Source organism: Rhodanobacter sp. UC4451_H18 (genome assembly GCF_052978225.1).
Genome location: NZ_CM129663.1, coordinates 3,257,718 through 3,279,984, shown reverse-complemented (window position 1 = coordinate 3,279,984; position 22,267 = coordinate 3,257,718). Strand labels below are relative to the sequence as shown.

General features: G+C 68.2%; 14 protein-coding genes. 3 read left to right on the top strand and 11 right to left on the bottom strand.

Features of this window, described 5'->3' with window-relative positions; all coding sequences use genetic code 11:
• Nucleotides 1–10 precede the first annotated feature (10 nt).
• Nucleotides 11–3,877 carry a phosphoribosylformylglycinamidine synthase gene (gene purL, locus ACVCMG_RS14625; protein WP_447114446.1) on the bottom strand — a complete coding sequence of 1,289 codons (3,867 nt, stop codon included), beginning with the start codon at nt 3,875–3,877 and terminating at the stop codon, nt 11–13.
• A gap of 290 nt (nt 3,878–4,167) precedes the next feature.
• On the opposite strand from purL, the gene ACVCMG_RS14620 reads away from it, so the two are divergent.
• Nucleotides 4,168–5,745 carry a sulfotransferase gene (locus ACVCMG_RS14620; RefSeq protein ID WP_447106575.1) on the top strand — a complete coding sequence of 526 codons (1,578 nt, stop codon included), beginning with the start codon at nt 4,168–4,170 and terminating at the stop codon, nt 5,743–5,745.
• Nucleotides 5,746–5,816: 71 nt separating this feature from the next.
• Here ACVCMG_RS14620 and ACVCMG_RS14615 read toward each other — a convergent pair whose 3' ends face one another.
• From ACVCMG_RS14615 to ACVCMG_RS14605, 3 genes are all read right to left on the bottom strand, one after another.
• Complete coding sequence (locus ACVCMG_RS14615; protein ID WP_447106576.1) at nt 5,817–8,720, bottom strand: TonB-dependent receptor domain-containing protein; 2,904 nt, start codon at nt 8,718–8,720, stop codon at nt 5,817–5,819.
• Nucleotides 8,721–9,205: 485 nt separating this feature from the next.
• Entirely contained in the window at nt 9,206–9,979 is a 774-nt protein-coding gene (locus ACVCMG_RS14610; RefSeq protein WP_395119947.1) for a thioredoxin fold domain-containing protein, read from the bottom strand.
• A gap of 114 nt (nt 9,980–10,093) precedes the next feature.
• Complete coding sequence (locus tag ACVCMG_RS14605) at nt 10,094–10,612, bottom strand: adenine phosphoribosyltransferase (protein ID WP_447106577.1); 519 nt, start codon at nt 10,610–10,612, stop codon at nt 10,094–10,096.
• A 122-nt stretch (nt 10,613–10,734) separates the two neighbouring features.
• Between ACVCMG_RS14605 and ACVCMG_RS14600 the strand changes: the two genes are divergently transcribed.
• Nucleotides 10,735–11,115, top strand: a complete 381-nt coding sequence (locus tag ACVCMG_RS14600) for a VOC family protein (RefSeq protein WP_447114445.1) — start codon at nt 10,735–10,737, stop codon at nt 11,113–11,115.
• A gap of 12 nt (nt 11,116–11,127) precedes the next feature.
• On the opposite strand, the gene ACVCMG_RS14595 is transcribed toward ACVCMG_RS14600, so the two are convergent.
• The 7 genes from ACVCMG_RS14595 to lptF form a co-directional block, all read right to left on the bottom strand.
• The gene (locus ACVCMG_RS14595; RefSeq protein ID WP_395119950.1) at nt 11,128–12,150 is read right to left on the bottom strand and encodes a LacI family DNA-binding transcriptional regulator; all 1,023 of its coding nucleotides are present in this window, start codon (nt 12,148–12,150) and stop codon (nt 11,128–11,130) included.
• A 189-nt stretch (nt 12,151–12,339) separates the two neighbouring features.
• Nucleotides 12,340–13,761 carry a sugar porter family MFS transporter gene (locus ACVCMG_RS14590; protein WP_447114444.1) on the bottom strand — a complete coding sequence of 474 codons (1,422 nt, stop codon included), beginning with the start codon at nt 13,759–13,761 and terminating at the stop codon, nt 12,340–12,342.
• 262 nt (nt 13,762–14,023) lie between these two features.
• Entirely contained in the window at nt 14,024–15,838 is a 1,815-nt protein-coding gene (gene recQ / locus ACVCMG_RS14585) for a DNA helicase RecQ (protein WP_447114443.1), read from the bottom strand.
• Nucleotides 15,839–15,978: 140 nt separating this feature from the next.
• The gene (locus ACVCMG_RS14580; protein WP_447114442.1) at nt 15,979–17,064 is read right to left on the bottom strand and encodes a hypothetical protein; all 1,086 of its coding nucleotides are present in this window, start codon (nt 17,062–17,064) and stop codon (nt 15,979–15,981) included.
• Between the two features lie 41 nt (nt 17,065–17,105).
• Nucleotides 17,106–18,125 (bottom strand): low-specificity L-threonine aldolase, encoded by a 1,020-nt coding sequence (ltaE, locus tag ACVCMG_RS14575; protein ID WP_447114441.1) that lies wholly within the window; start codon nt 18,123–18,125, stop codon nt 17,106–17,108.
• 97 nt (nt 18,126–18,222) lie between these two features.
• Complete coding sequence (gene lptG / locus ACVCMG_RS14570) at nt 18,223–19,323, bottom strand: LPS export ABC transporter permease LptG (protein ID WP_395119956.1); 1,101 nt, start codon at nt 19,321–19,323, stop codon at nt 18,223–18,225.
• Entirely contained in the window at nt 19,323–20,432 is a 1,110-nt protein-coding gene (gene lptF, locus ACVCMG_RS14565; protein ID WP_395119957.1) for an LPS export ABC transporter permease LptF, read from the bottom strand. Before lptF ends, lptG begins: the two co-directional genes overlap by 1 nt.
• A gap of 263 nt (nt 20,433–20,695) precedes the next feature.
• On the opposite strand from lptF, the gene ACVCMG_RS14560 reads away from it, so the two are divergent.
• Nucleotides 20,696–22,186, top strand: a complete 1,491-nt coding sequence (locus ACVCMG_RS14560) for a leucyl aminopeptidase (protein WP_447106581.1) — start codon at nt 20,696–20,698, stop codon at nt 22,184–22,186.
• The last annotated feature ends 81 nt before the right edge of the window (nt 22,187–22,267 follow it).

Genomic DNA, 22,267 nt, shown 5'->3' with positions numbered 1-22,267 from the left:
ATGCCGTCGATCAGCCGCACCACACGCGTGCGTTGCGGAACATCCGCATCCACGGCGAATCCTCGCCCCACGACTCCGGGTGCCAGCTCATCTGCACGCTGCGGAACACCCGCTCCGGGTGCGGCATCATGATCGTCACGCGGCCGGCGGCGGCGGTGAAGCCCGCCAGGCCGCCGGGCGAACCGTTGGTGTTGAGCGGGAAGTTCTCGGTCGGCTTGCCGCGGTTGTCGACGAAGCGCACCGCGCCATGCGATTTCGACGGGCTGCACGCCTGCGGAAAACTCACCCGCCCCTCGCCGTGCGCCACCGCCACCGGGATGCGCGAGCCGGCCATGCCCTGGAAGAAGATGCTGGGCGAATCGAGCACCTCCAGCGTGGCCACGCGCGACTCGTACTGCTCCGACGCATTGCGCAGGAACTTCGGCCAGTGCTGCGCGCCGGGGATGATCTTCTTCAGTTGCGACAGCATCTGGCAACCGTTGCACACGCCCAGCGCGAACTTCGTCTCGTCGGCGAAGAACGCCTCGAACTGCGCACGCAGCATGTCGTTGTAGAGGATCGACGTGGCCCAGCCGCGACCGGCGCCGAGCACGTCGCCGTAGGAGAATCCGCCGCAGGCGGCGAAGCCGCGGAAGTCGGCCAGCTTCACTCGGCCGCTGGCGAGATCGGACATGTGCACGTCGACCGCCTCGAAACCGGCACGCGTGAACGCGGCGGCCATCTCGACCTGGCCGTTGACGCCCTGCTCGCGCAGGATCGCCACGCGCGGCCGCGGGCCCTTGGCGATGAACGCGGCGGCCACGTCCTCGGCCGGGTCGAACGCCAGCCTGGGGCTGATGCCGGGATCGGCGTCATCCATCCGCCACTCCAGCTCGGCATCGGCGCTCTGCGGGTTGTCGCGCAGGCGCTGCATGGCGTGGCTGGTTTCGTTCCACGCCTTGTACAACTTGCTCCAGTTCCACTTGACGAAGACTTCGTCGCCGAGGAACAGCTTGATGCCTAGCTTCTCCTTCGGCCGGCCGACGCGATGGCTGATGCCGGCCAGGCCGAACTTCACCAGCAGCGACTCGAATGCCTCGCGGTTGGCCTCGGCCACCTGCACCACGGCGCCCAGTTCCTCGCTGAACAGCGCGCGCAAGGTGGCTTCGGCCCAGCCGTCGAGATGCAGCTCCAGGCCGCAGTGGCCGGCGAAGGCCATCTCCAGCAAGGTGGTGATCACGCCGCCGTCGGAGCGGTCGTGGTAGGCCAGCAGCAGGCCATTCGCATTGGCCTGCTGAACCAGTTCGAACAGCGCCTTGAGGCGCTTGGCATCGTCCAGGTTGGGCGGGATGCCGCCGGAGCGATTGAACACCTGGGTCAGCGCCGAGCAACCGAGGCGATCGCGCCCGGCACCCAGATCGATCAGCCACAGGTCGGTAGCGCCGCGGTCGAGCTTGAGTTGCGGCGTCAGCGTGCGGCGCGCGTCGCCGACGCGGGCGAAGCCGGTGATCACCAGCGACACCGGCGACACCGTGCGCTGCTCCTGCGCGCCGTCCTTCCACACCGCCTGCATCGACAGCGAATCCTTGCCGACCGGGATCGAGATCTGCAATTGCGGACACAGTTCCATGCCCACCGCCTTCACCGCGTCGAACAACGCGGCGTCCTCGCCCGGATGATTCACCGCGGCCATCCAGTTGGCCGACAGGCGCACCTCGCCGAGGCTGGCAATCGGTGCGGCAGCCAGGTTGGTGATCGCCTCGCCCACCGCCAGGCGCGCCGCGTCGGCGCTGTCGAGCACGGCCACCGGCGCGCGCTCGGCCATCGCCATCGCCTCGCCGGCATAGCCCTCGAAATCGGCGAGCGTCACCGCGCAATCGGCTACCGGCACCTGCCACGGACCGACCATCGGGTCGCGGTGGTTGAGCCCGCCGACGGTGCGGTCGCCGATCGTGATCAGGAAGCTCTTGCTGCCCACGGTGGGCAGGCGCAGCACGCGCAGCAGCGCCTCGTCCAGGTCGATGCCGGTGAGGTCAGGCAGCAGGTCCACCCGCGGCGTTACCCGCACGGCGTCGCGATGCATGCGTGGCGGCTTGCCGAACAGCACGTCCATCGGCAGGTCGATGACGGTCAGCTCGCGGCGCGGATCGGTCAGCAGCAGGCGGCGCTCGCGCGTGGCCTCGCCCACCACGGCGTACGGGCAGCGTTCGCGGATGCACATGGCCTCGAATTCGGCGAGGTTCTCCTGCGCGATGGCGAGGACGTAACGCTCCTGCGATTCGTTGCTCCACACTTGCATCGGCGACAGCGAGGGGTCGTCGCAGGGGATTTTCGACAGGTCGATCACGCCGCCGACGCCGGCGTCGTTGAGCAGCTCGGGGATCGCGTTGGAGAGGCCGCCGGCGCCGACGTCGTGCACGCTGACGATCGGGTTGTGCTCGCCGCGCGCCCAGCAGGCGTCGATCACTTCCTGGCAGCGCCGCTCCATCTCGGCGTTGTCGCGCTGCACCGAGGCGAAGTCCAGCTCCGCGCTCGACGCGCCGCCGGCCACCGACGAGGCGGCGCCGCCGCCCAGCCCGATCAGCATCGCCGGCCCGCCCAGCACGATCACCGCGTGGCCGGGCTGCACCGCGCGCTTCAGCACATGGTCGGGACGCAGGTTGGCGAGGCCGCCGGCGAGCATGATCGGCTTGTCGTAGCCGCGGCGGACACCGGCCTGGCCCGGCACTTCGCTTTCCCAGGCGCGGAAATAGCCGCCCAGGCAGGGCCGGCCGAACTCGTTGTTGAACGCGGCCGCGCCCAGCGGGCCGTCGCGCATGATCTCGAACGCGCTGGCCATGCGCGGCGGCAGCGGGCGGTCCACTTCCCACGGCTGCGGCGCGCCCGGGATGCGCAGGTCGGACACCGAGAAGCCGGTGAGCCCGGCCTTGGGCTTGCCGCCGCGGCCGGTGGCGCCCTCGTCGCGGATCTCGCCGCCGGCGCCGGTGGCCGCGCCGGGCCAGGGCGCGATCGCGGTGGGATGGTTGTGCGTCTCCACCTTGATCGCGTAGTCGATGCGCTCCTCGTGCCCGCGCCACACGCGGTCGGCGGGGTCGGCGAAGAAGCGCTTGCCCGTGCTGCCCTCGATCACCGCGGCGTTGTCGCTGTAGGCAGACAGGGTATGTGCGGGCGACTGCTGGTGGGTGTGCTTGATCATGCCGAACAGGGTCTTGTCCTGTTCCTCGCCGTCCACCGTCCAGCTGGCGTTGAACACCTTGTGCCGGCAATGCTCGGAGTTGGCCTGGGCGAACATGAAAAGTTCGGCGTCGGTGGGGTCGCGACCCAGCTCGGCGTAGCGTTCGACCAGGTATTCGATCTCGTCCTCGGCCAGCGCCAGGCCCAGGCGCCGGTTCGCCGCGGCGAGCGCCGCCTGCGGATCGGCGCCCAGCGCCACGTGCACCAGGTCGCCCGGCGTGCCGGCCAGGAACAGGCCTTGCGCATCGTCCAGGCGGGCCAGCACCGATTGCGTCATCGCGTCATGCAGCACACCCATGATCGCCGCATGATCCGGCGCGCCGGGTTCGGGCAGACCGCTGAGCTGCCACGCCAGCCCGCGCTCGACGCGGCGCACGTCGAAACCCGCGCCATGCAGGATGTCGGTGGCCTTGCTCGACCACGGCGAGATCGTGCCCAGCCGCGGCACCACCCACAACGTGGCCGGCTGCGGCGCGGCGTCCTTCGCCTCCAGCACGGCCAGCAGGCGTTCGCGCAGTGTGCCCTCTGGCGCCGCGTCCATGTCGAGCACGAACACATGCCAGGCGGATTGCACGCGCACGCCCCGGTGCACGGCGTCGAGTCGTGCATTGAGTCGTTCGAGGCGGAACGGCGAGAGGGCGCTTTGCCCGTCGAATGCGATCATGCGGGAAGGGGGCGCTGTGCGGAGGAAACGCCCATTCTACCCCAATGCTGCAATACGGCATAAGGCAACGCCAAGCCGCTGCCGGAAGGCCGGTTCACGGCGATGCATGTGCACGAACGCACCGCCTCCGGTCTCGGGTCGAGGCGCGGACAAGTCGTTTCGCCGCGGCGTGGCTGCCCGGCAACCGCCACGCCATGCGGATTGTTCCTGGCACCGCTATCGTTCCTTATTTGTTGCATTCTTGCAGGGCAATTGACGCAACCGCCGCCGTCCCTCGACATGCCGCAGCCATGACCGACCAGCCCACCCTCGAGCACCTGACCGCCCTGTTCAATCAGCGTGCATGGCCGCAAGCGCTGGCCCTGGCCAGGACACTGAAGGCCGACTTGCCGCCGCACCCGATGCTGTACTACATCGCAGGCATCGCCAGCCTCGAGATGCAACAGCTTCCCGAAGCCATCGACAGCCTTGGCCGGGCCGCGACGATGGCGCCCGACAATGCCGAATTCGCGGTACACCACGCCAAGGCATTGGTCCTGGCACGCCGCACGCGGGACGCGCGGCAGGAAGCCGATCGCGCGCTCGCGCTCGCGCCCGGGCGCGCGCAGACGCTGGATACGCTGGGCGTGGTCTATACGCAGATCGCAGCCCATGGCCAGGCCGTCGAGGTATTTCGCCAGGCCGCATCCAGCGCGCCCGGTCACGCGGTCTACCACTACAACCTGGCCACCGCGATGGTTGCCGTCGGCGACATCGATGGCGCCGAGCGCGAGATTGAAGCCTGCCTTGCACTGGAACCGCGCTACTGGCGGGCGCATCTGACGCTGGCCCAACTGCGGCGCCAGACCCCCGTGGCCAACCACGTGGCGCGCTTGGAAGCGGTGCTGGGCGAGGTTGGCCCCGACGCGGGGCAAACGCAGGCCCAGGTGTGCCTGAACATGGCGCTGGCCAAGGAGCTGGAAGATCTGGGCGAGTACGCCCGGGCGCTCGACCACATGGCCAGGGGCAAGGCTGCCGCAGGCAAGGGCCGCGATTACCGGATCGCGCGCGATGAACAGCTTTTCTCCGCGCTGCAGGCACGGTTTCCGGAACCGCCCCCGCCGAGCCGAGGGTGCGCCAGCGAGGAGCCCATTTTCGTCGTGGGGATGCCCCGCACCGGCACCACCCTGGTCGAGCGCATCATATCCAGCCATCCGGACGTCCATTCGGCGGGCGAGATGCTGAACTTCGGCATGGCGCTGAAGTTCATGTCCGGCACCCACACCCGCTCGCTGCTGGATATCGAGACCGTCGCCGGTACCCGTCACGTTGATTTCCGCACGCTGGGGCAGACCTACCTGGACAGCACCCGGCCGGCCACGGGCAGAACGCCGCACTTCGTGGACAAGCTGCCGCACAACTTTCTCTACGTGGGCTATATCGCCCAGGCATTGCCCAACGCGAAGATCGTGTGTCTGCGCCGCAACCCGATGGACACCTGCCTGAGCAATTTTCGGCAGTTGTTCGCGCCCAATTCGCCGTATTTCGATTACTCCTTCGACCTGCTCGATACGGGCCGCTACTACATCCTTTTCGACGCGATGATGCGCCACTGGCAGCGCGTGTTTCCCGGGCGGGTGCTCGAGGTGGATTACGAGGCCCTGGTGGACGACCAGGAGCGCATGTCCCGTCGCATCATCGAGTTCTGCGCTCTGCCGTGGCACGAGGACTGCCTGCGATTCGAGGCCAATCCGTCGCCGGTGGCCACCGCCAGTGCCGTGCAGGTGCGTGCTCCGATCTATCGCAGCGCGCTGCAGCGCTGGCGGAAGTACGGCGAGGCGCTGGCGCCGCTGCGCGAGTTGCTGGTCGGCGCGGGCATCGAGGTCTAGCGCCCCCCCCGCTGCCCGAAAAAAAACGGCCCCGCCAGGGCGGGGCCGTCGCGTTTTGCATCCGGGTGCGGCTATCGGCCGAACTTGTAGCTCGCCTCGACGTAGATCGCGCGCCCGAACACGTTGTAGTTGAAGATGTTGTACGGCTCGGCGGTGAGGCCGCTGTAGCTGGTGTCCCTGGGCGGCATCTTGTCGAACAGGTTGTTCACCATCAGGGACAGCCCAAGCGCCTTGGTCGGGTTGAATGTGACGCTCGCGTTGTACAGCGTCCACGGCCCCAGCCGGCCGGTGCCCGGGGAGGTGTAGTTGTCGAGCGAACTGGCCAGGTAGTTCGGCGTGCTTCCGAACCGGTTCGCGTACAGCGTGGTGCTCCACTTCGCGTTCGACCAGGTGATCGAGCCGTTGGCCTTGGACTTGAAATCCGTGCTCCAGTTGGGGTGGCGCAGCAGATCCACCGGCTCGTCGGTCGGGTAGTCCTGGTAGGTGTGCTTGAACATGTCCGAGTAGGACAGGTTCAGTGCCAGCTGGCCGAAGCGGCCGATGTCCTGCACGTAGTTCACGCCGGCGGTGAGTGCGTTGACCTTCTCGTTCGCCACGTTCTGTTTCGGCGTGGCGATCGAAATGATGTGGCCCAGCAGATTGCCCTGGCCCGGCCCGCGGGTAACCAGGCTGAATGCCATGCTGCAGGTGGTCGAGTTCATGTCCAGCGTGCCGATATCACACAGGTACTGGGTGTTCGACAGCTGGTCCGCACTGACTTGGGCGACCTCGTTGCTGATGTCCCAATGCAGATAGTCGACGTTGAAGGACAGCTTTGGAGTGGGAGCCCACACGAAGCCGTAGGTCCACACCTTGGCGGTGATCGGCTTCAGCGCCGGGTTGCCGGAGGTGTGGCCGTTGAACTGCTCGTTGTCGTAGGGCGTCGGGCATTGGTCGATGTTTGCCCCGGAGAAGCCGAGGCGACCACAGTTGAGATAGTCGGTGACGCTGCTGTAGTAGCCGCTGAGGCCCTGGAATTCGTCGCTCAGGGTGGGCACCTTGAAGGCGGTGCCGTAGCGGCCGCGCAGCAGCAGGGTTTCGAACGGCCGGTATTCGATGCCGAAGTTGTAGGTCTTGTGGCTCACGCGGCTGGACGCCACCTTGTAGCTGTCGTAGCGACCCGAAACATCGAGCGTGAGCTGGCTCAGCACCGGCAGGCGAAGCTCGGTGGTGGCCGCGTAGCGCGAGCGGTGGCCGGCACCCGGCGTGGCGCTCCAACCCCAGACATACGGAACCTGGTTGCCGTTGTAGTCGATGTCCTGCAGCAGCCGGGGGTCCGGGGTGCTGTCCCAGCCTTCGTTGCCACCCTCCAGCACCATGGCAATGCCTGCGTCGCCGCCGGGGAGGGAGAATAACGACCCGTTGGTCAGCTGGGCGCGCAGCAGGTTGTCCCAGGTCTTCGCGTTGTCTTCGGTGTAGCCGGTGAAGGCGCGGAAGTCGGCATTGGAGACGGGATGGTAGAGCGCCTCGTAGTCCGGCTGGAACACGGGATAGCCGTAGTAGGTACCCATCTGCGGCCCCATCACGTGGGAGGCGAAGTAATCCTCTATCGGCTTGGTGAAGCGCTGGAATACGCGACTCTGCAGCTTGTCGTCCGAATGCATGAAGGACAGTTCGTAGTCCCAGGCGGACTGGCCGAGCGTGCCCTTGGCGCCGAGCGTGAGCATGTAGGAATTTTCGGTGTCCTTGCTCATGATGTTCTTGTAACCGCCAACTTCTTCCGGGGAGAAGTTGCGCTGCACCAGCATGTAGTCACCGATGCGCGGATCCCAGAAGTAGCCGCCACCCGCAGCGGCGGTCACCACGTTGGTACCCCACCAGGTGTAGTCGGCGCCGTTGGTGTATTTCTGCTCCTGGTAGTTGTAGAGCAGGTCGCCGTACAACTGCAGGTTGTCGTTCACGTCGAACGTCGCATGCGTGTAGAAGTTCGCCTGCTTGTTGTCGGTGGTCAGCGTCGCGTAGCCGGGGCTGGTGAAGGAGCCGCAGTAATCGCCCTTGCCGGCGCGGTGCCGCTTGCCCTCGTTGCCGTACCACTGGTCGGTCAGGCCGCTGCAGTTGTCGGGGTCGAAAAAATGGTAGCCGGTGAAGTAGCCCAGTACCAGGTAGTCGCGTGACGCCACCGCGGGACTGGTGCCGTGGGTGTAGTAGTGGGCGGTCAGGTCGCGATCGCGGCGCCAGATCGGCTGGGTGCTCTCGAACTGGCCGCCGACCAGCAGGTTGAAACGGCCTGCGCTGAAGTTGTCCGCCACGCTGATGCGACGGCTCGCCCCGCCGCCGTCGCTGTGCCAGCCGTAGCGCGCATCGACGACCGGCCCGCCATCCAGGTGCTTCTTGAGGATGATGTTGACCACGCCGGCGATCGCGTCCGAGCCGTACAGCGAGGATTGTCCGCCCGGCAGGATCTCGATGCGATCGACCATCTCGGTCGGGATGCCGCTGAGGTTGTTGAAGACATCGCTGCCGTTGTAGAGGCCCGGGAAGTTGCCCATCGGGCGCCCGTCGATGAGGTACTTCACGAAGCCTACCGGCATGCCGAACATGCTCAGGGTCTGCGCCGTCGGCGTAAAACCCGCCGAGAACTGCGAACCCTGCACCGAGCCGGTCGCGAACGAGGACTGCTGCAGGGCTTCCGCCACCGTGGTGAAACCACGAGCCTTGATGTCTGCGGCCGTGATGGTGGTGATCGGTGTGGCGGTCTCGATCTCGGTCTGCGGGATCAGCGAACCGGTCACCGTGACTGCTTCGAGCTTCTTGGCCTTGGTGCTGTCCGGCGTTGGATGATTGCCGTCATCGGCGGACTGCATGTTGTCCTGCTGCACGCCGGACGTGCCTGCTTGTCCCGTCGCATCATGCGCGTCGCGCCCATGTGCGAACGCTGCGCACGGCCCGAAGCTCAACGCGACCAGCACGGCGGCCGCGAGTTTGGTCTTAAGCATGGATTTTCCTCCCCGTGTCATTTTCGAAAGACGACCGCCCGGTACCACCGGGCTTCCCCTGCGGCCAAGGCTTGCCTGGCCGGGTACGGCTGCGCGCTCCGGCAGGTACCTCGCCGGACGTGGAGGTTCATTGGCGGCTTTCTTTACGTCTCGAACCGTTGGCGCGGACACGTGCCAACAATGGGCGGGCGGATCAAATCCACTCATTCCTCGCGCCACGCCACGCTCTGTGGTCGTGGAGCGCCCCCGGGAACAGCCAACGGACCCCTCTGTCACCGCCATGATGGGCGGGAATTTCCGCGACGGTCTTGTCTTTTGACGACGCGAGGGGTGCGGATTCAAGCACAATCACGCAAACGCCGGTCGATCACTCGATCCGGCGCCACGACCCCGCACACCATCGGCTATCGACTGCCGCCTATTTGAAGGATCGGAAGCCGTCTGCGGGAGACTGTTTCAGCGGTGCCCCAAGCCGCCGCGGGGGATCAACCGCCCGCTTGCAGCGCCTGCAGCAGTTGCTCCGGCGTCACGTAGCCGCCCAGCACGCTGCCGTCCGGCCCGATGATCGTGGGCGTGCCGCTCACGCCCAGCTTCACGCCCAGGTCGAATTGCTGCTTCACCGGGTTGGTACAGGTCGCCGCCGGGGGCGCGTGGCCCTTGGTGGCGGCAGTGAGCGCGGCCTTGGGGTCCTTCGCGCACCATACCGAGACCATTTCCTTGTAGGTCGGGGTGAGGTTTCCGGCGGTGGTGGTCACGCCCTCGCGCGGCCAGGCCAGGTATTCCACCGCGATGCCCGCCTTGTTGAACGCGGCGATGTGCTCGTGCAGCGCGCGGCAGAAGCCGCAGTTGACGTCGGTGAACACGGTCACCGTGTACTTCGGCTGCGCCGGCGCGAACACCAGCCGCTGCGACGCCGGCACCTTGGCCAGCGCGGCCACGCGGAACTTCGCCCAGGCATCGTCGCTGAGGTTCTCGCGGCGACTCAAGTCGACCACGTCGCCGTGCATCAGGTACTTGCCGTCGGTGCTGATGTAGACCATCTGACCCGACGCGATCACCTGGTAGAAACCCGGCAGCGGTGCCGGCTGGATCGAGTCGACCACCACCTTCGACGACAGCTTGGCGATGGCCTGCTGCACCATCTGCACCGCCGCCGGCGTGATCGTGGGGCCGACCACCGGCGCGTTCGCCGGCGCGGTGGCGGCCAGCACCTGGCCGGCCCAGGCCAGCCCACCCAACAACAGCAGCTTCTTCAACATCCGACGGCCTCGGCACGTTCAGCATCGCCCGCAGGACGCGTGCGACAACGCGGCATTCTCGCACGGCGCATGGGCCGCCTTGCCCAACTGCGGCGAAACGGCGCGTACGATGGTTCAGTAGCGCAGCAAACTGTGCAGCGGGCCACGTTCCGCCCAGCGTGCGCGTCCCGCCAGGGCGTCAAGCTCGATCACCACGCCGGCGCCGACCAGCGTCGCGCCGGCCCGCTCGATCAACTCCGCCGCCGCGCACAGCGTGCCGCCGGTGGCCAGCACGTCGTCCACCAGCAGCACGCGCTGCGCCGGCTGCAACAAGCCATCGCGGATCTCCAGCCGATCCTCGCCGTACTCCAGCCGGTAATCCACCGCCTGCACCGGCGGCGGCAACTTGCCCGGCTTGCGCAGGGGCACAAAGCCGGCCTCGAGCCGCAGCGCCAGTGCCGCACCGAAGATGAAACCGCGTGCCTCCACGCCGCCCACCACCTGCACGCCGCTGTCCCGCCACGGTGCGGCCAGCGCCTCGATGCAGCGCGCGAAACCGTCGGCGTTGGCCAGCAGCGGGCTGACGTCGCGAAACATCACCCCGGCTCGGGGGAAATCGGGCACGTCGCGAATCAGCTCGGCCAGGTCTCGCATGCACGCCTCCGGGAATCGCCATCGAGGCACCCACAGTAGCAAGCGCACCGCCGGCTCGCGCTTGACCGCAGCGCAACGGGCCCGCAAGGCTGACCGCCCTGCCGCCCGCGAAGGAGAACCCCATGCACCGCAGCCGCCTGTGCAGCCTCATGATCGACTGCCACGCCGACGACCTCGACGAAGCCGCCCGCTTCTGGTCGCGGGCACTGGGCCGCCCCATCAAGGAAGGCGCCGATCCCGCGCAGGAGAAATACGTCGGCCTGGTCACCCACGACGACGAGCCCGTCATCGAACTGCAGAAAGTCACCCACCCCAGCCGCGTGCATCTGGACATCGAGAGCGACGACATCGAGGCCGAAGTGCACCGCCTGGAAGCCCTCGGTGCGAGGAAGGTCGAAGCGATCCGCACCTGGGTGGTGATGGAAGCCCCCACCGGTCACCGCTTCTGCGTGGTGCGGCCGCAGCGCGGGGAGATGGGGGCGCATGCGAACGAGTGGCCGTGAGCGGCCGATGGCTCAGCGCAAGCTGGACTTGCGCACCATCAGCTTCACCGGCAGCACCTCGCTTTCCACCGATTCGCCGCGGATCAGGCCGAGCAGGCTGTCGACCAGGACCGCGCCGGCCTGGCCGGTGTCCTGCAGCACGGTGGTCAACGGCGGGTTGACGAAGCTGGCGGTGGCGATGTCGTCGAAGCCGGCCAGGGCGACGTCCTGCGGCACGCGCAGCCCGTGGTCGCTGAGCGCGCGCATGGCGCCGATCGCGATGAGGTCGCTGGCGGCGAACACGGCATCGAAGCCGGCTTCCTGCAGGATCAGCCGGCGCATGGCCTCGTAGCCGGAGTGTTCGGTGCTCTCGGCGTTCTCCTGCAGCGCGGGGTCGACCTCGACGCCGGCGGCGGTGAGTGCGTCGACGTAGCCGTTGTAACGGCCGAAGAACTCCGGGTAATGGCTGGAGGCGTCGCCGAGGAAGGCGATGCGCCGGCAGCCGCGTTCGAGCAGGTGCTCGGCCACCTGCCGCCCGCCGTAGACGTTGTCGCTGCCGAACGACACCCCGGGCTGGTCCGGCAGCACCGCGCCCCAGCGCACGAAGCGGGTGCCCTGCGCGACGAGCTTTTCCAGCTTGTCGCGGTAGGCGAGGTAGTCGCCGTAGCCGAGCAGGATCAGCCCATCGGCCTTCTTGCTGTCGGCGAAGTCGGCGTGCCAGTCGTCGGACAGCTGCTGGAACGAGATCAGCAGGTCGTGGCCCTGCAGGGCGCAGGCGCGGGTGATCGAGCCGAGCATCGACAGGAAGAACGGGTTGATGTGCGACTCGTCGGCAGTCGGGTCCTCGAAGAACAGCAGCGCCAGCGTGCCGGTATGCATCCGGCGCAGGTTCGAGGCGTTCTTGTCGAGCTTGTAGTTGAGCTGCTCGGCGGCGGCCTGCACGCGCCGCCGGGTTTCCTCATTGACCAGCGGGCTGCCGCACAGGGCGCGCGAGACCGTGGCCTGGGACACTCCGGCCAGGTGTGCAATGTCGATCGATGTGGCCTTGCCCTTCATCCGCGACCCGATCCGTCAGCATCTCGTTCAATCGCGCGCGATGAACCGTGGCCGGGCCATCGCCGTTGCCGCATCGTAGCTGCTTTGCGCGCCGCGCGTCGTAGACCGCCCGGCGCGCTTCCACGCCGAGGCAGGCGCTGGCCGGCGGCCGCGCGCCGGTACCGCCGCTGAAGCCGTGCTCCATGATCCTCATGCCTGCATGTCCTCCAGTTCCACGCCCTTGGTCTCGCGCACCGCGCGCAACACGAACACCAGCGACAGCACGGCGAACGCCGCGTACAGGCCGTAGGCAAAGGTCAGGCCCAGTTCGGCCAGTGCCGGGAAAGTGCTGGTGATGGCGAAGTTGGCCAGCCACTGCGCGGAGGCGGCCACTGCCAGCGCGGTGGCACGGATGCGGTTGGGGAACATTTCGCCGAGCAACACCCACACCACCGGCCCCCAGCTCACGCCGAAGAACACCACGTAGGCGTTCGCCGCGACCAGCGCCACCATGCCGACCGCGCCGGGCAGGCTCAGTTCCGCGCCGCTGCCGACCGCCTGCGAGAAGCACCACGCCATCACGCCCAGGGTGATCGCCATGCCGGCCGAGCCGACCACCAGCAGCGGCTTGCGCCCGATCTTGTCGACCAGCGCGATCGCCACCAGCGTGACCAGCACGTTGACGATCGAGGTGACCACGGTGATGGTGAACGAATCGGCCTCGCTGAAGCCCACCGAGTGCCACAGGGTGGCCGAGTAGTAGAAGATCACGTTGATGCCGACGAACTGCTGGAACACCGACAACGCGATGCCGATCCAGACCACCGGCAGCAAACCCGTGCCCTTGCTGCACAGGTCGCGCAGGCGCGGCTTGTGTTCCGAGCGCAGGCTGGCCTCGATGTCGCCGAGTTTCTTGTCCAGCGCCGCGGTGCTGTGCATCGACAGCACCTTCTGCAGCACCACCCGCGCATCGGCCAAGCGGCCCTTGGCCACCAGGTGGCGCGGCGACTCGGGCACGCCCAGCACCAGCAGGCCGTAGATCAGCGCCGGGGTGACCGCGGCGAGGAACATCCAGCGCCACGCCGGCAGGCCCAGCCACAGCACCTCGGCTGCGCCGCCGGCCGCACCGGCCAGCCATGCATCGCTCAGCAGCGCGGCGAAGATGCCCAGCACGATCGCCAATTGCTGCATCGAGCCGAGCCGCCCACGAATCCGCGCCGGCGCCACCTCGGCGATGTAGGTCGGCGCGATCACCGAAGCCACGCCCACACCGATGCCGCCGACCAGCCGCCACAGGACCAGGTCCCACACCGCCATCGCCAGGCCCGAACCGGCGGCAGCAGCCACCAGCAGCACCGCGGCCACCTGCATCGTGCGCACGCGGCCGAAGCGGTTGGCCAGCATGCCGGCGTACCACGCCCCCAACGCCGAACCGAGCAGCGCGCAGGACACGGTGATGCCGATCTCGCCCGCATTCAGCCCGAAATGGGCGCGGATCGCGTCGACCGCGCCGTTGATCACCGCCGTGTCGAAACCGAACAGGAAGCCGCCCAGGGCGGCGGCAGCCGAGATCAGGATCACCCGCAGCGTGGCGTGCTGGCCCAGCCCATCTGTCGCGCTCGTCGAACTCATTGCCTTCCCCAGGTCATGACAGGTCGCCGTGCCCCCGATTCTGCGGTGCACGCATCGCGCTGTCCGGTTGAATACGTATGCAGCGCCGTCAGCCCGCCATCGCCTTGCCCCACGGGCCGGTAAACGATTACGGTCGCCCCGTGGTTGCAGTATGACAGCGCTGTCAAACACATCCAGCATAACCCGCCCGTTTCACCCTGGGAACCACCCGGGATGACCGTCGGCGCGCGTACCGGGCGCACGCCCGCATCCAGGCGCCGAATCACTGGGGAGTATTGATCACCGCGAGGAAATCGCGCCCATAGCGTTTGAGCTTGGACTCACCGACGCCGCTGATGGTGGCCAGTTCGTCCTCGTTGGCGGGCATCGCGCGCAGCATCGCAAGCAAGGTGGCGTCGTGGAACACCACGTAGGGCGGCACGCCCTGCTGCTTCGCCAGTTGCGTGCGCAGGGCGCGCAGCGCGTCCCAGGTGGATTGCTCGTAGGCCTCGATGCCCAGGCTGCCACTGGCCACCCGCCTGGCTTCGCGCTTGCGCCGGCTGGCACGTCCGGGGCGGGCGTCCTCGCGCAGTTTCACCAGCCGCTCACCGCCGAGCACGGCACGGCTGGCGGTGGTCAGGCGCAAGGTGCCGTAGCCCTCGGCGTCGGCCTCCAGCAGGCCGGCGGCGAGCAACTGGCGGAACACCGAGCGCCACTGTTTCTCGTCCATGTCGGCGCCGACGCCGAAGGTGCTCAGGCGATGGTGATCGAGACCGAGCACGCGCTCGGTCTCCTCGCCGCGCAGCACGTCGATGACGTGGCCGGAGCCGAAGCGCTGGCCGGTGCGGTACACCGCCGACAGGGCCTTCTGCGCCACCACGGTGGCGTCCCAGGTCTTCGGCGGCGCCACGCAGTTGTCGCAATGGCCGCAGGGGCCGGGATAGGTTTCGCCGAACGCGCCCAGCAGCAGCTGGCGGCGGCAGTCGGTGGCCTCGGCGTAGGCGAGGAGCGATTCCAGCTTCTGCCGCTCGACGCGCTTGCGGTCGTCGGCCGATTCGGACTGCGCGATCATCTGGCTCATCGTTACCACGTCGGACAGGCCGTAGATCATCCACGCCTCGGCCGGCAAGCCATCGCGGCCGGCGCGGCCGGTTTCCTGGTAGTAGCCCTCGATGCTGCGCGGCAGGTCCAGGTGCGCCACGAAGCGCACGTCGGGCTTGTCGATGCCCATGCCGAACGCCACCGTGGCCACCATCACCACGCCGTCCTCGCGCAGGAAGCGCTGCTGATTCTTCGAGCGCGTGGCCGCGTCGAGGCCGGCGTGATACGGCAGCGCCTCGATGCTCGATTCGGCCAGCCATTGCGCGGTGTCGTCCACCTTGCGCCGACTGAGGCAGTAGACGATGCCGGACTCGCCCTCGTGCCCGAGCAGGAATTCCCCCAGCTGGCGCTTCGCGTTGTGGCGCAAGCCCACGCGATAGCCGATGTTCGGGCGATCGAAGCTGGAGATGAACTGACGGGCGTCCTGAAGCGCCAGCCGCTCGACGATCTCCTCGCGCGTGCGCGGGTCGGCGGTGGCGGTGAGCGCGATGCGCGGCACGGCGGGAAAGCGCTGCGGCAGGATCGCCAGCTCGCGATATTCGGGGCGGAAATCGTGGCCCCACTGCGACACGCAGTGCGCCTCGTCGATGGCGAACAACGCCACCTCGGTGCGTTCGAGCAGGTCGAGGAAGCGCGCCGTCAGCAGCCGCTCCGGCGCCACGTAGAGCAGGTTCAGTTGGCCGGCCAGCAGTTGCTTCTCCACCTCGCGCTGCGCGTCCGCGGCCAGGCTGGAGTTGAGATACGCCGCCGCCACGCCCGCCTCGCGCAAGGCGTCGACCTGGTCCTGCATCAGCGCGATCAGCGGCGACACCACGATCGCCGTGCCCTGCCGCAGCAGCGCGGGAATCTGGTAGCACAGCGACTTGCCGCCGCCGGTCGGCATCAGCACCAGCGCGTCGCCGCCCTCGCCCAGGTGCTCGACGATGGCTTGTTGCTGGCCCCGGAAACTGGGGTAGCCGAAGATGTTGCGCAGGATGTCGAGGGCGGCGGAATGCATTGGCCGAATGCTAGCAAATGGGGACGGCGGGGTCGGGCGCCGTCGGTGTAGGCCCGGAGCGCGCGCGGATGCCGGAAAGATCAAGCTGCGTTCGTGCGCCGTGGGTGTCGGCGTTTGCCGCACGGCCTGCGTCGCGAAGCTCACTCCATACCGCAGCCAACCCCGACGCAACTGACCGTGTTGAAGTCATACAGGGTCGAGTGACCGAGTTTGCCGGTGGGCCGCGGTACGCCCTTGGGCACGAAGAAGGTGGCCGAATTCGCGCCGTACAATCCGGCCGGCAAGGTGTACGCCTTCAGCACCACGTAGGCGCGGAACATCGAGGGCATGCGCGGTGCCGGGGCGCCGCCGGCAATCGGCGGCGCATCGACCGGAGCGTGCTGCCGGGCGCGTCGGGCAGCGATCCACGCCGCACCGTCGGAAGCGTCCGCTTCGCGCAGAAAACCGTCGCGCACGCCCTGCTCCAGCCCCGCCGGCCCGGCCAGCGAGCTGTTCGGCAAGCGGAACGCGGAGGCCGGCCTGGCGCTTCCATCGGTGACCAGCGCGCTGCCTGCCGGCAGCGGTGATCCGACCACCACCTCGCCGCCCTGGGCGGGATACAGCATGTCGACCGGACGGCCAAACATGCGGCGTGCGATCGGGTTGAGCTTGCCGGCATTTTTTGGCGCCACGTAGAAATATTCGCAGCCGCTCCTGTTGTCGTACGTGCTTGTCCGCACCGGCACGTCGGCGGGCAGGCCGGTGATCTCCTGCCGGTGATAGCCGCTCACCAGCACCGCCAGAATGCGCGTGCCCGGCGTCCAGCCGACGCTCCACACGGTGGGTTCGTAGGCACCCAGCATCAGTACCACCGGCGCATCCGGCTGGTTGACCGCCACTCGCATGGCAGTGGCCTCGTGTCCGCTCTGGTCGATCTGGAAATCCTGCCGACTGCCGCCGTAGGCACCGGCGGCGTAGACCCTGGTCGACGGCGGCAACTGCAGGCCGGTGAACGCGCAGCCCGCAGTGGCCGACGCGGCATCGGCAGCAAATGCGAATGGCTTGGTCGGCGCCGACACCGGCGCGGCTGGCTGCGGCGCCGGACCGCTCGCCACGGGCGGCGTCCGCGCCGCAACGGAAGCGGTCGCCGCGGGCGCCTGCGCGAGGTCGGCCGAGGGGGCCTCGGGGAGACAACCGGTCATCGCCAGACAGGCCAGCGCGAGCAGCAGGGAATGCGTGTTGGTCACCGGAGAAATCCTTGTCGTGGTTGCGCGCGGGCCGCTGGCGTTCAATGCGATTTGAAGAATGCCGCAAACGCCGCCGCCGTGCGCTCGATGCCGTCGTCGTCGACGTCCAGATGCGTCACCAGCCGCAAGGTCGGCAGGTACCCGATGCTGATGCGGATGCCGGCCTCGCGCAGATGGACGTCCAGTTCGCGCAGGCGCGTGGCCGGCACGTCGACGAAGACCATGTTGGTGTGCTGACCGAGCAGGTCGATGCCGGCGATCTCGCGCAGGCGACCGGCGAGGTAGGCCGCGCGCCGATGGTCGTCGGCCAGCCGCGCCACGTGATGATCCAGCGCGTGCATCCCCGCCGCGGCCAGCATGCCCGCCTGGCGCCAGCCGCCGCCGCAGACCTTGCGCCAGCGGCGCGCCTTGTCGATCAGCGCATGCGAGCCGAGCAGCACCGAGCCCACCGGCGCGCCCAGACCCTTGGACAGGCAGATCGAGACGGTGTCGAAATGCCGCGCGAGATCGCGCGCCGGCACGCCGCAGGCCACCGCGGCGTTGAACAGCCGCGCGCCATCCAGGTGCAGGCCCAGCCCGTGCGCGCGCGCCGTGTCGTGCGCGGCGCGCAGGTAATCCAGCGGCAGCGGGCGGCCATGCCAGGTGTTCTCCAGCGCCAGCAGGCGGGTGCGTGCGAAGTGCGGGTCGACCGGCTTGATCGCCGCCTCGATCCGCGCCAGCGGCAGGCTGCCGTCCTCGTCCTGCACGATCGGCTGCGGCTGGATCGAGCCCAGCACCGCCGCGCCGCCGCCCTCGAACTTGTAGGTGTGCGCATCCATGCCGACCAGGTACTCGTCGCCGCGCTCGCAGTGCGCCAGCAAGGCCAGCAGGTTGGACTGGGTGCCGCTGGGCACGAACAGTCCGGCATCGAAGCCGAGGTCGTCGGCCAGCTGCTGCTGCAGCGCGTTGACCGTCGGGTCCTCGCCATAGACGTCGTCACCCACCGCCGCCGCCAGCATCGCCTCGCGCATCGCCGCCGTCGGCCGCGTCACCGTATCGCTGCGAAGATCAACGTCTTTCATTCCTCACCCCGAAGCATCACAGCCGCTCTCCCGAATCCCGAATCCCGAATCCCGAATGTACCGTCCCGAACTTGTCGAAGAACCGGATCCCGGCCCCTCACACCCTGCGCCTGAAATACAGCCAGGCAATGCACGCCAACAGCATCGCCGGCAGCAGGTTGGCGAGGAATGGCGGCAGGCCGTAGACGGTGCCGAAATTCACCATCGCCTGCTGCATGAAATACCAGCCGATCGCCAGCAACATGCCGATGAACAGGCGCTTGCCCAGGCCGCCGGAACGCAGCGTGCCGAACGCGAACGGCATCGCGCACAGCACCAGCACCAGCACGTTGAGCGGATACAGCGCGCGGCCCCAGAACGCCACCGCGTAGCTGCCCGGGCTCTCGCCGTTGCTCTCCAGGTAACTCATGTTGCGGCGCAGGTCGCGCATCGACAGGTATTGCGGTTGCACCACGGATTGCGCCAGCACCTGCGGGTTGAGGCTCGACGGCCACGACTCGTTGGCGGTGGTGGTGGAATGCGTACCCTGCGCATCCAGCGTGGTGCTGCGCACGCCGTGCAGGATCCATTGGTGGCCGTCGTGCGTGGCGCTCTGCGCCAGGCGGAAGCGCTTGAGCTGACCGTCGGGCGTGAAGGTGAACACGCGCACGTCGCTCAGTTGCACCTCGCTGACCCCGTCGTGCTCCTTGAGCGAGGTGCCGCGTGCGTTGATGATGTCGTTGCCGTCGCGCGCCCACAACCCGCTGCCGTCGCCCAGGCCCAGGTTGCCCGAGCGCACGCGCAACTGCATCGCCTGCGCCTGCTGGTCGCCCCACGGCGCGACGGTTTCGCCCAGGATCACCACCCCCACGATCAGCACCGCCACCACGCCTGCCGCCGAGCCGGCGATGCGCAATCGCGACAGGCCGGCCGCGCGCAAGGCGGTGAGTTCGCCACTGCCGGCCAGGCCGCCGAGGCCGAGCAGGCCGCCGATCAGCGCGGCGTTGCCGAACATCTCGTAGGCGCGGCGCGGGAACGTCACCAGCACGTAGACCGTCGCATCGGTCACCGTGTAGCCGTGCTTGCCCACGTTGCCCAGCTGGCGCAGGAACTGGGTCACCGCATCGAAGCCGGTGAGCACCAGCCACACCGTCAGCAGCGAGCCGAGCACGCTGAGCGCCACCAGCCGATCCACCCGCTTGATGCTGAACATGCCCATCACGCGGCACTCGCCGCCGTGCGCACGCGCCGCGGGGAATACTGTTTCCACAGCAACCAGCCGGCCAGCCCCAGCGCGAGCAGGTGCAGGCCCCACAGCGGCGCCTGGCTGTGCCAGTGATCCTTGCCGATCTGCGCGCGCCCCAGCGCCAGCAGCAGGTAGTAGAGATAGAACGCCAGCATCGCCAGCAGCAGCCGGCCGTACTTCGGCTCGCGCGGACTCTGCCGCGCCAGCGGCAACGCCAGCAGCACCAGCACCAGGGTCAGCGGCGCCGCATTGCTGCGCCAGGCGAACTCGGCGCGATCCTCCGGATTGTCGGACTGAAACAGCGCCCAGCTGGTCTTGGAGTGCGCGGGATCCTCATCCTCGTCGGCCTGCACGCTGGACAGCGACGTGTCGTTCTGCCGGTACTGCATCTGGCGCCAATTGTCGGCACCCAGCGGGATGTCGTATTGCCAGCCATCCTTGAAGGCGATGAAACGGCCCTCGCCGTCGCTCTCCTGGTACAGCTGGCCGCTGGCCGCGCTGACCACTTTCAGGTGGGCCCCGCCTTCCTTGCTGTTGCGCTGGGTCGCGACGAAGGTGCGGCCCAGTCGCGTGCCGTCTCGGCTCAGGCTGTCGACGAAGATGATGCCGCCCTGGGCGGGCAGGCTGGTGAAGCGCCCGGCGTCGAGGCCGGCGGCGATCACCGAACGGTTGGCCGCGGCCACCAGCGCATCGCTGGTGCGTACCGCCCACGGACCCAGCCACAACGCCACCACCAGGGTGATCGCCACCAGCACCGCGGCCAGCACCGCGACCGGACGCAGCAGGCCCGCCGGACCCATGCCGGAGGACGACAGCACGTGCATCTCGCTCTCGCGGTACATGCGGCCCAGCCCCATCAGCACGCCGATGAAACTCGCCAGCGGCATCAGGTTGGTCAGGCCGTCGAGCGTGCGCAGCCCCAGCACCTGAAACATCACGCTGGCCGGAAAGCTGCCGCTGGCCACCTGCTGCAACACCTTGGCGAACGCGCTGCCGGCCACGATCACCAGCAGGACCACCACGGTGGCGGCGACGGTCTGCGCCAGCTCACGCAGGAAGTAGCGGTCGAGGATGCTCAGCATGCGATAAACTTGATGGCTTGTGCGGTGACACCCCGGGAGCGTGGGCGGCAGAAACTTCCGAGGCGAAAAATGTGGATGCGCGAGGACGGGTTTTCGACGGTTCGCCGGCCCATGGTGGTTCCATGGGTCAAGAATCGGCGGAAATACGGACCGCGCAGCCGCTTTTGCAGCCCGGAAGATTTCTGCCGCCCACGCTCCCAGGGGCGGCGAACCGCAAGTCTAGCCTGTCCGGCCACGACCGGGCCCACACGGGAACGCATCCGATGACTCTCCAGTTCAGCCTGACCAACACTGCCGCCACTGCCGTCGACAGCCCGTGCATCGTGGTCGGCGTGTACGAGCAGGCGGTGCTGGGCAACGCCGCCGAAGCGGTGGATCGCGCCACCGGCGGGTTGATCCGCCAGCAACTCGAAAGCGGCGACATCAGCGGCAAGGCCGGCAGCACCAGCGTGCTGTTCGCCCCGCCCGGCATCGCCGCCAAACGCGTGATGGTGGTCGGCCTGGGTGCGCAGAAATCGTTCGACGGCGCGCGCTTCCAGAAGATCCACATCGAAGCCGCGCGTGCGCTCGGCCGGTTGCCGTTGAACGCGGCGGTGTCCTATCTCACCGACGTGGACGTGCCCGGCCGCGACGCCGCCTGGCGCGTGCGCGTGGCGGCGCTGGCCAGCGATTTCGCCGCCTACCGCTACACCGCCACCTTCAAGCCGCGCGACAAGGCCAAGCCGGCGGAACTGGCCACGCTCGCCTTCGCCGCGGGCGACGAGGCACACGCCGCGCTGGAGCAGGCCACCGCCATTGCCGAAGGCGTGCGCTTCGCACGCGAGCTGGCCAACCTGCCGCCGAACATCTGCAACCCCGCCTACATCGCTGCCCAGGCCCAGGCCTTCGCCGACCTGCACGACAAGGTCAACTGCCAGGTGCTGGACGAAGCGCAGATGGCCGAGCTGGGTTTCGGCTCGCTGCTCGCCGTGGCGCGCGGCTCGGCCAACAAGCCGCGGCTGATAGCGCTGGAATACAAGGGCGGCGATCCGGACGACAAGCCGTATGCCCTGGTCGGCAAGGGCGTCACCTTCGACTCCGGCGGCCTCAGCCTCAAGCCCGGCCCCGGCATGGAGGACATGAAGTTCGACATGGGCGGCGCCGCCGGCGTGATGGGCGCGTTCGTGGCCGCGGTGAAGATGGGCCTGAAGCGCAACCTCGTGTGCGTGGTGCCGAGCGTGGAGAACATGCCCGGCGGCGACAGCTACCGCCCCAGCGACGTGCTCACCAGCCTCTCCGGCCTCACCATCGAGGTGCTCAATACCGACGCCGAAGGCCGGCTGATCCTGTGCGATGCGCTGACCTGGACGGCGAAGACCTACCAGCCGCACACCATCGTCGACGCCGCCACCCTCACCGGCGCCTGCGTGGTCGCCCTGGGCAAGCATGCCAGCGGCCTGATGAGCAAGCACGACGACCTCGCCGCCGAGCTGCTCGCCGCCGGCGAGGAAACCCTCGACCGCGCCTGGCGCCTGCCGCTGTGGGACGACTACCAGGTGCAACTGGAATCGGGTTTCGCCGACGTCGCCAACATCGGCGGCAAGACCGCCGGCGCGATCACCGCCGGCTGTTTCCTCTCGCGCTTCACCGACGGCCAGCGCTGGGCCCACCTCGACATCGCCGGCACCGCCTGGGAAGACGGCCGCAAGGGCCTCGCCACCGGCCGCCCGGTGGCGTTGCTGGCGCAGTGGCTGTTGAGCCAGAGCGAGAAGTGAGTGAAGAGAAGTGAGGAGTGAGAGGTGGCGGTTTGAGGCATCATGCCCTTGTCTTTCTCTCGTTTCTCACTCCTCTCCACT

Bases quoted from the DNA above. Each gene is read 5' to 3' on its own strand.
- purL (WP_447114446.1), bottom strand. From the start codon at position 3,877: ATGATCGCATTCGACGGGCAAAGCGCCCTCTCGCCGTTCCGCCTCGAA.
- ACVCMG_RS14620 (WP_447106575.1), top strand. From the start codon at position 4,168: ATGACCGACCAGCCCACCCTCGAGCACCTGACCGCCCTGTTCAATCAG.
- ACVCMG_RS14615 (WP_447106576.1), bottom strand. From the start codon at position 8,720: ATGCTTAAGACCAAACTCGCGGCCGCCGTGCTGGTCGCGTTGAGCTTC.
- ACVCMG_RS14610 (WP_395119947.1), bottom strand. From the start codon at position 9,979: ATGTTGAAGAAGCTGCTGTTGTTGGGTGGGCTGGCCTGGGCCGGCCAG.
- ACVCMG_RS14605 (WP_447106577.1), bottom strand. From the start codon at position 10,612: ATGCGAGACCTGGCCGAGCTGATTCGCGACGTGCCCGATTTCCCCCGA.
- ACVCMG_RS14600 (WP_447114445.1), top strand. From the start codon at position 10,735: ATGCACCGCAGCCGCCTGTGCAGCCTCATGATCGACTGCCACGCCGAC.
- ACVCMG_RS14595 (WP_395119950.1), bottom strand. From the start codon at position 12,150: ATGAAGGGCAAGGCCACATCGATCGACATTGCACACCTGGCCGGAGTG.
- ACVCMG_RS14590 (WP_447114444.1), bottom strand. From the start codon at position 13,761: ATGAGTTCGACGAGCGCGACAGATGGGCTGGGCCAGCACGCCACGCTG.
- recQ (WP_447114443.1), bottom strand. From the start codon at position 15,838: ATGCATTCCGCCGCCCTCGACATCCTGCGCAACATCTTCGGCTACCCC.
- ltaE (WP_447114441.1), bottom strand. From the start codon at position 18,125: ATGAAAGACGTTGATCTTCGCAGCGATACGGTGACGCGGCCGACGGCG.
- lptG (WP_395119956.1), bottom strand. From the start codon at position 19,323: ATGGGCATGTTCAGCATCAAGCGGGTGGATCGGCTGGTGGCGCTCAGC.
- lptF (WP_395119957.1), bottom strand. From the start codon at position 20,432: ATGCTGAGCATCCTCGACCGCTACTTCCTGCGTGAGCTGGCGCAGACC.
- ACVCMG_RS14560 (WP_447106581.1), top strand. From the start codon at position 20,696: ATGACTCTCCAGTTCAGCCTGACCAACACTGCCGCCACTGCCGTCGAC.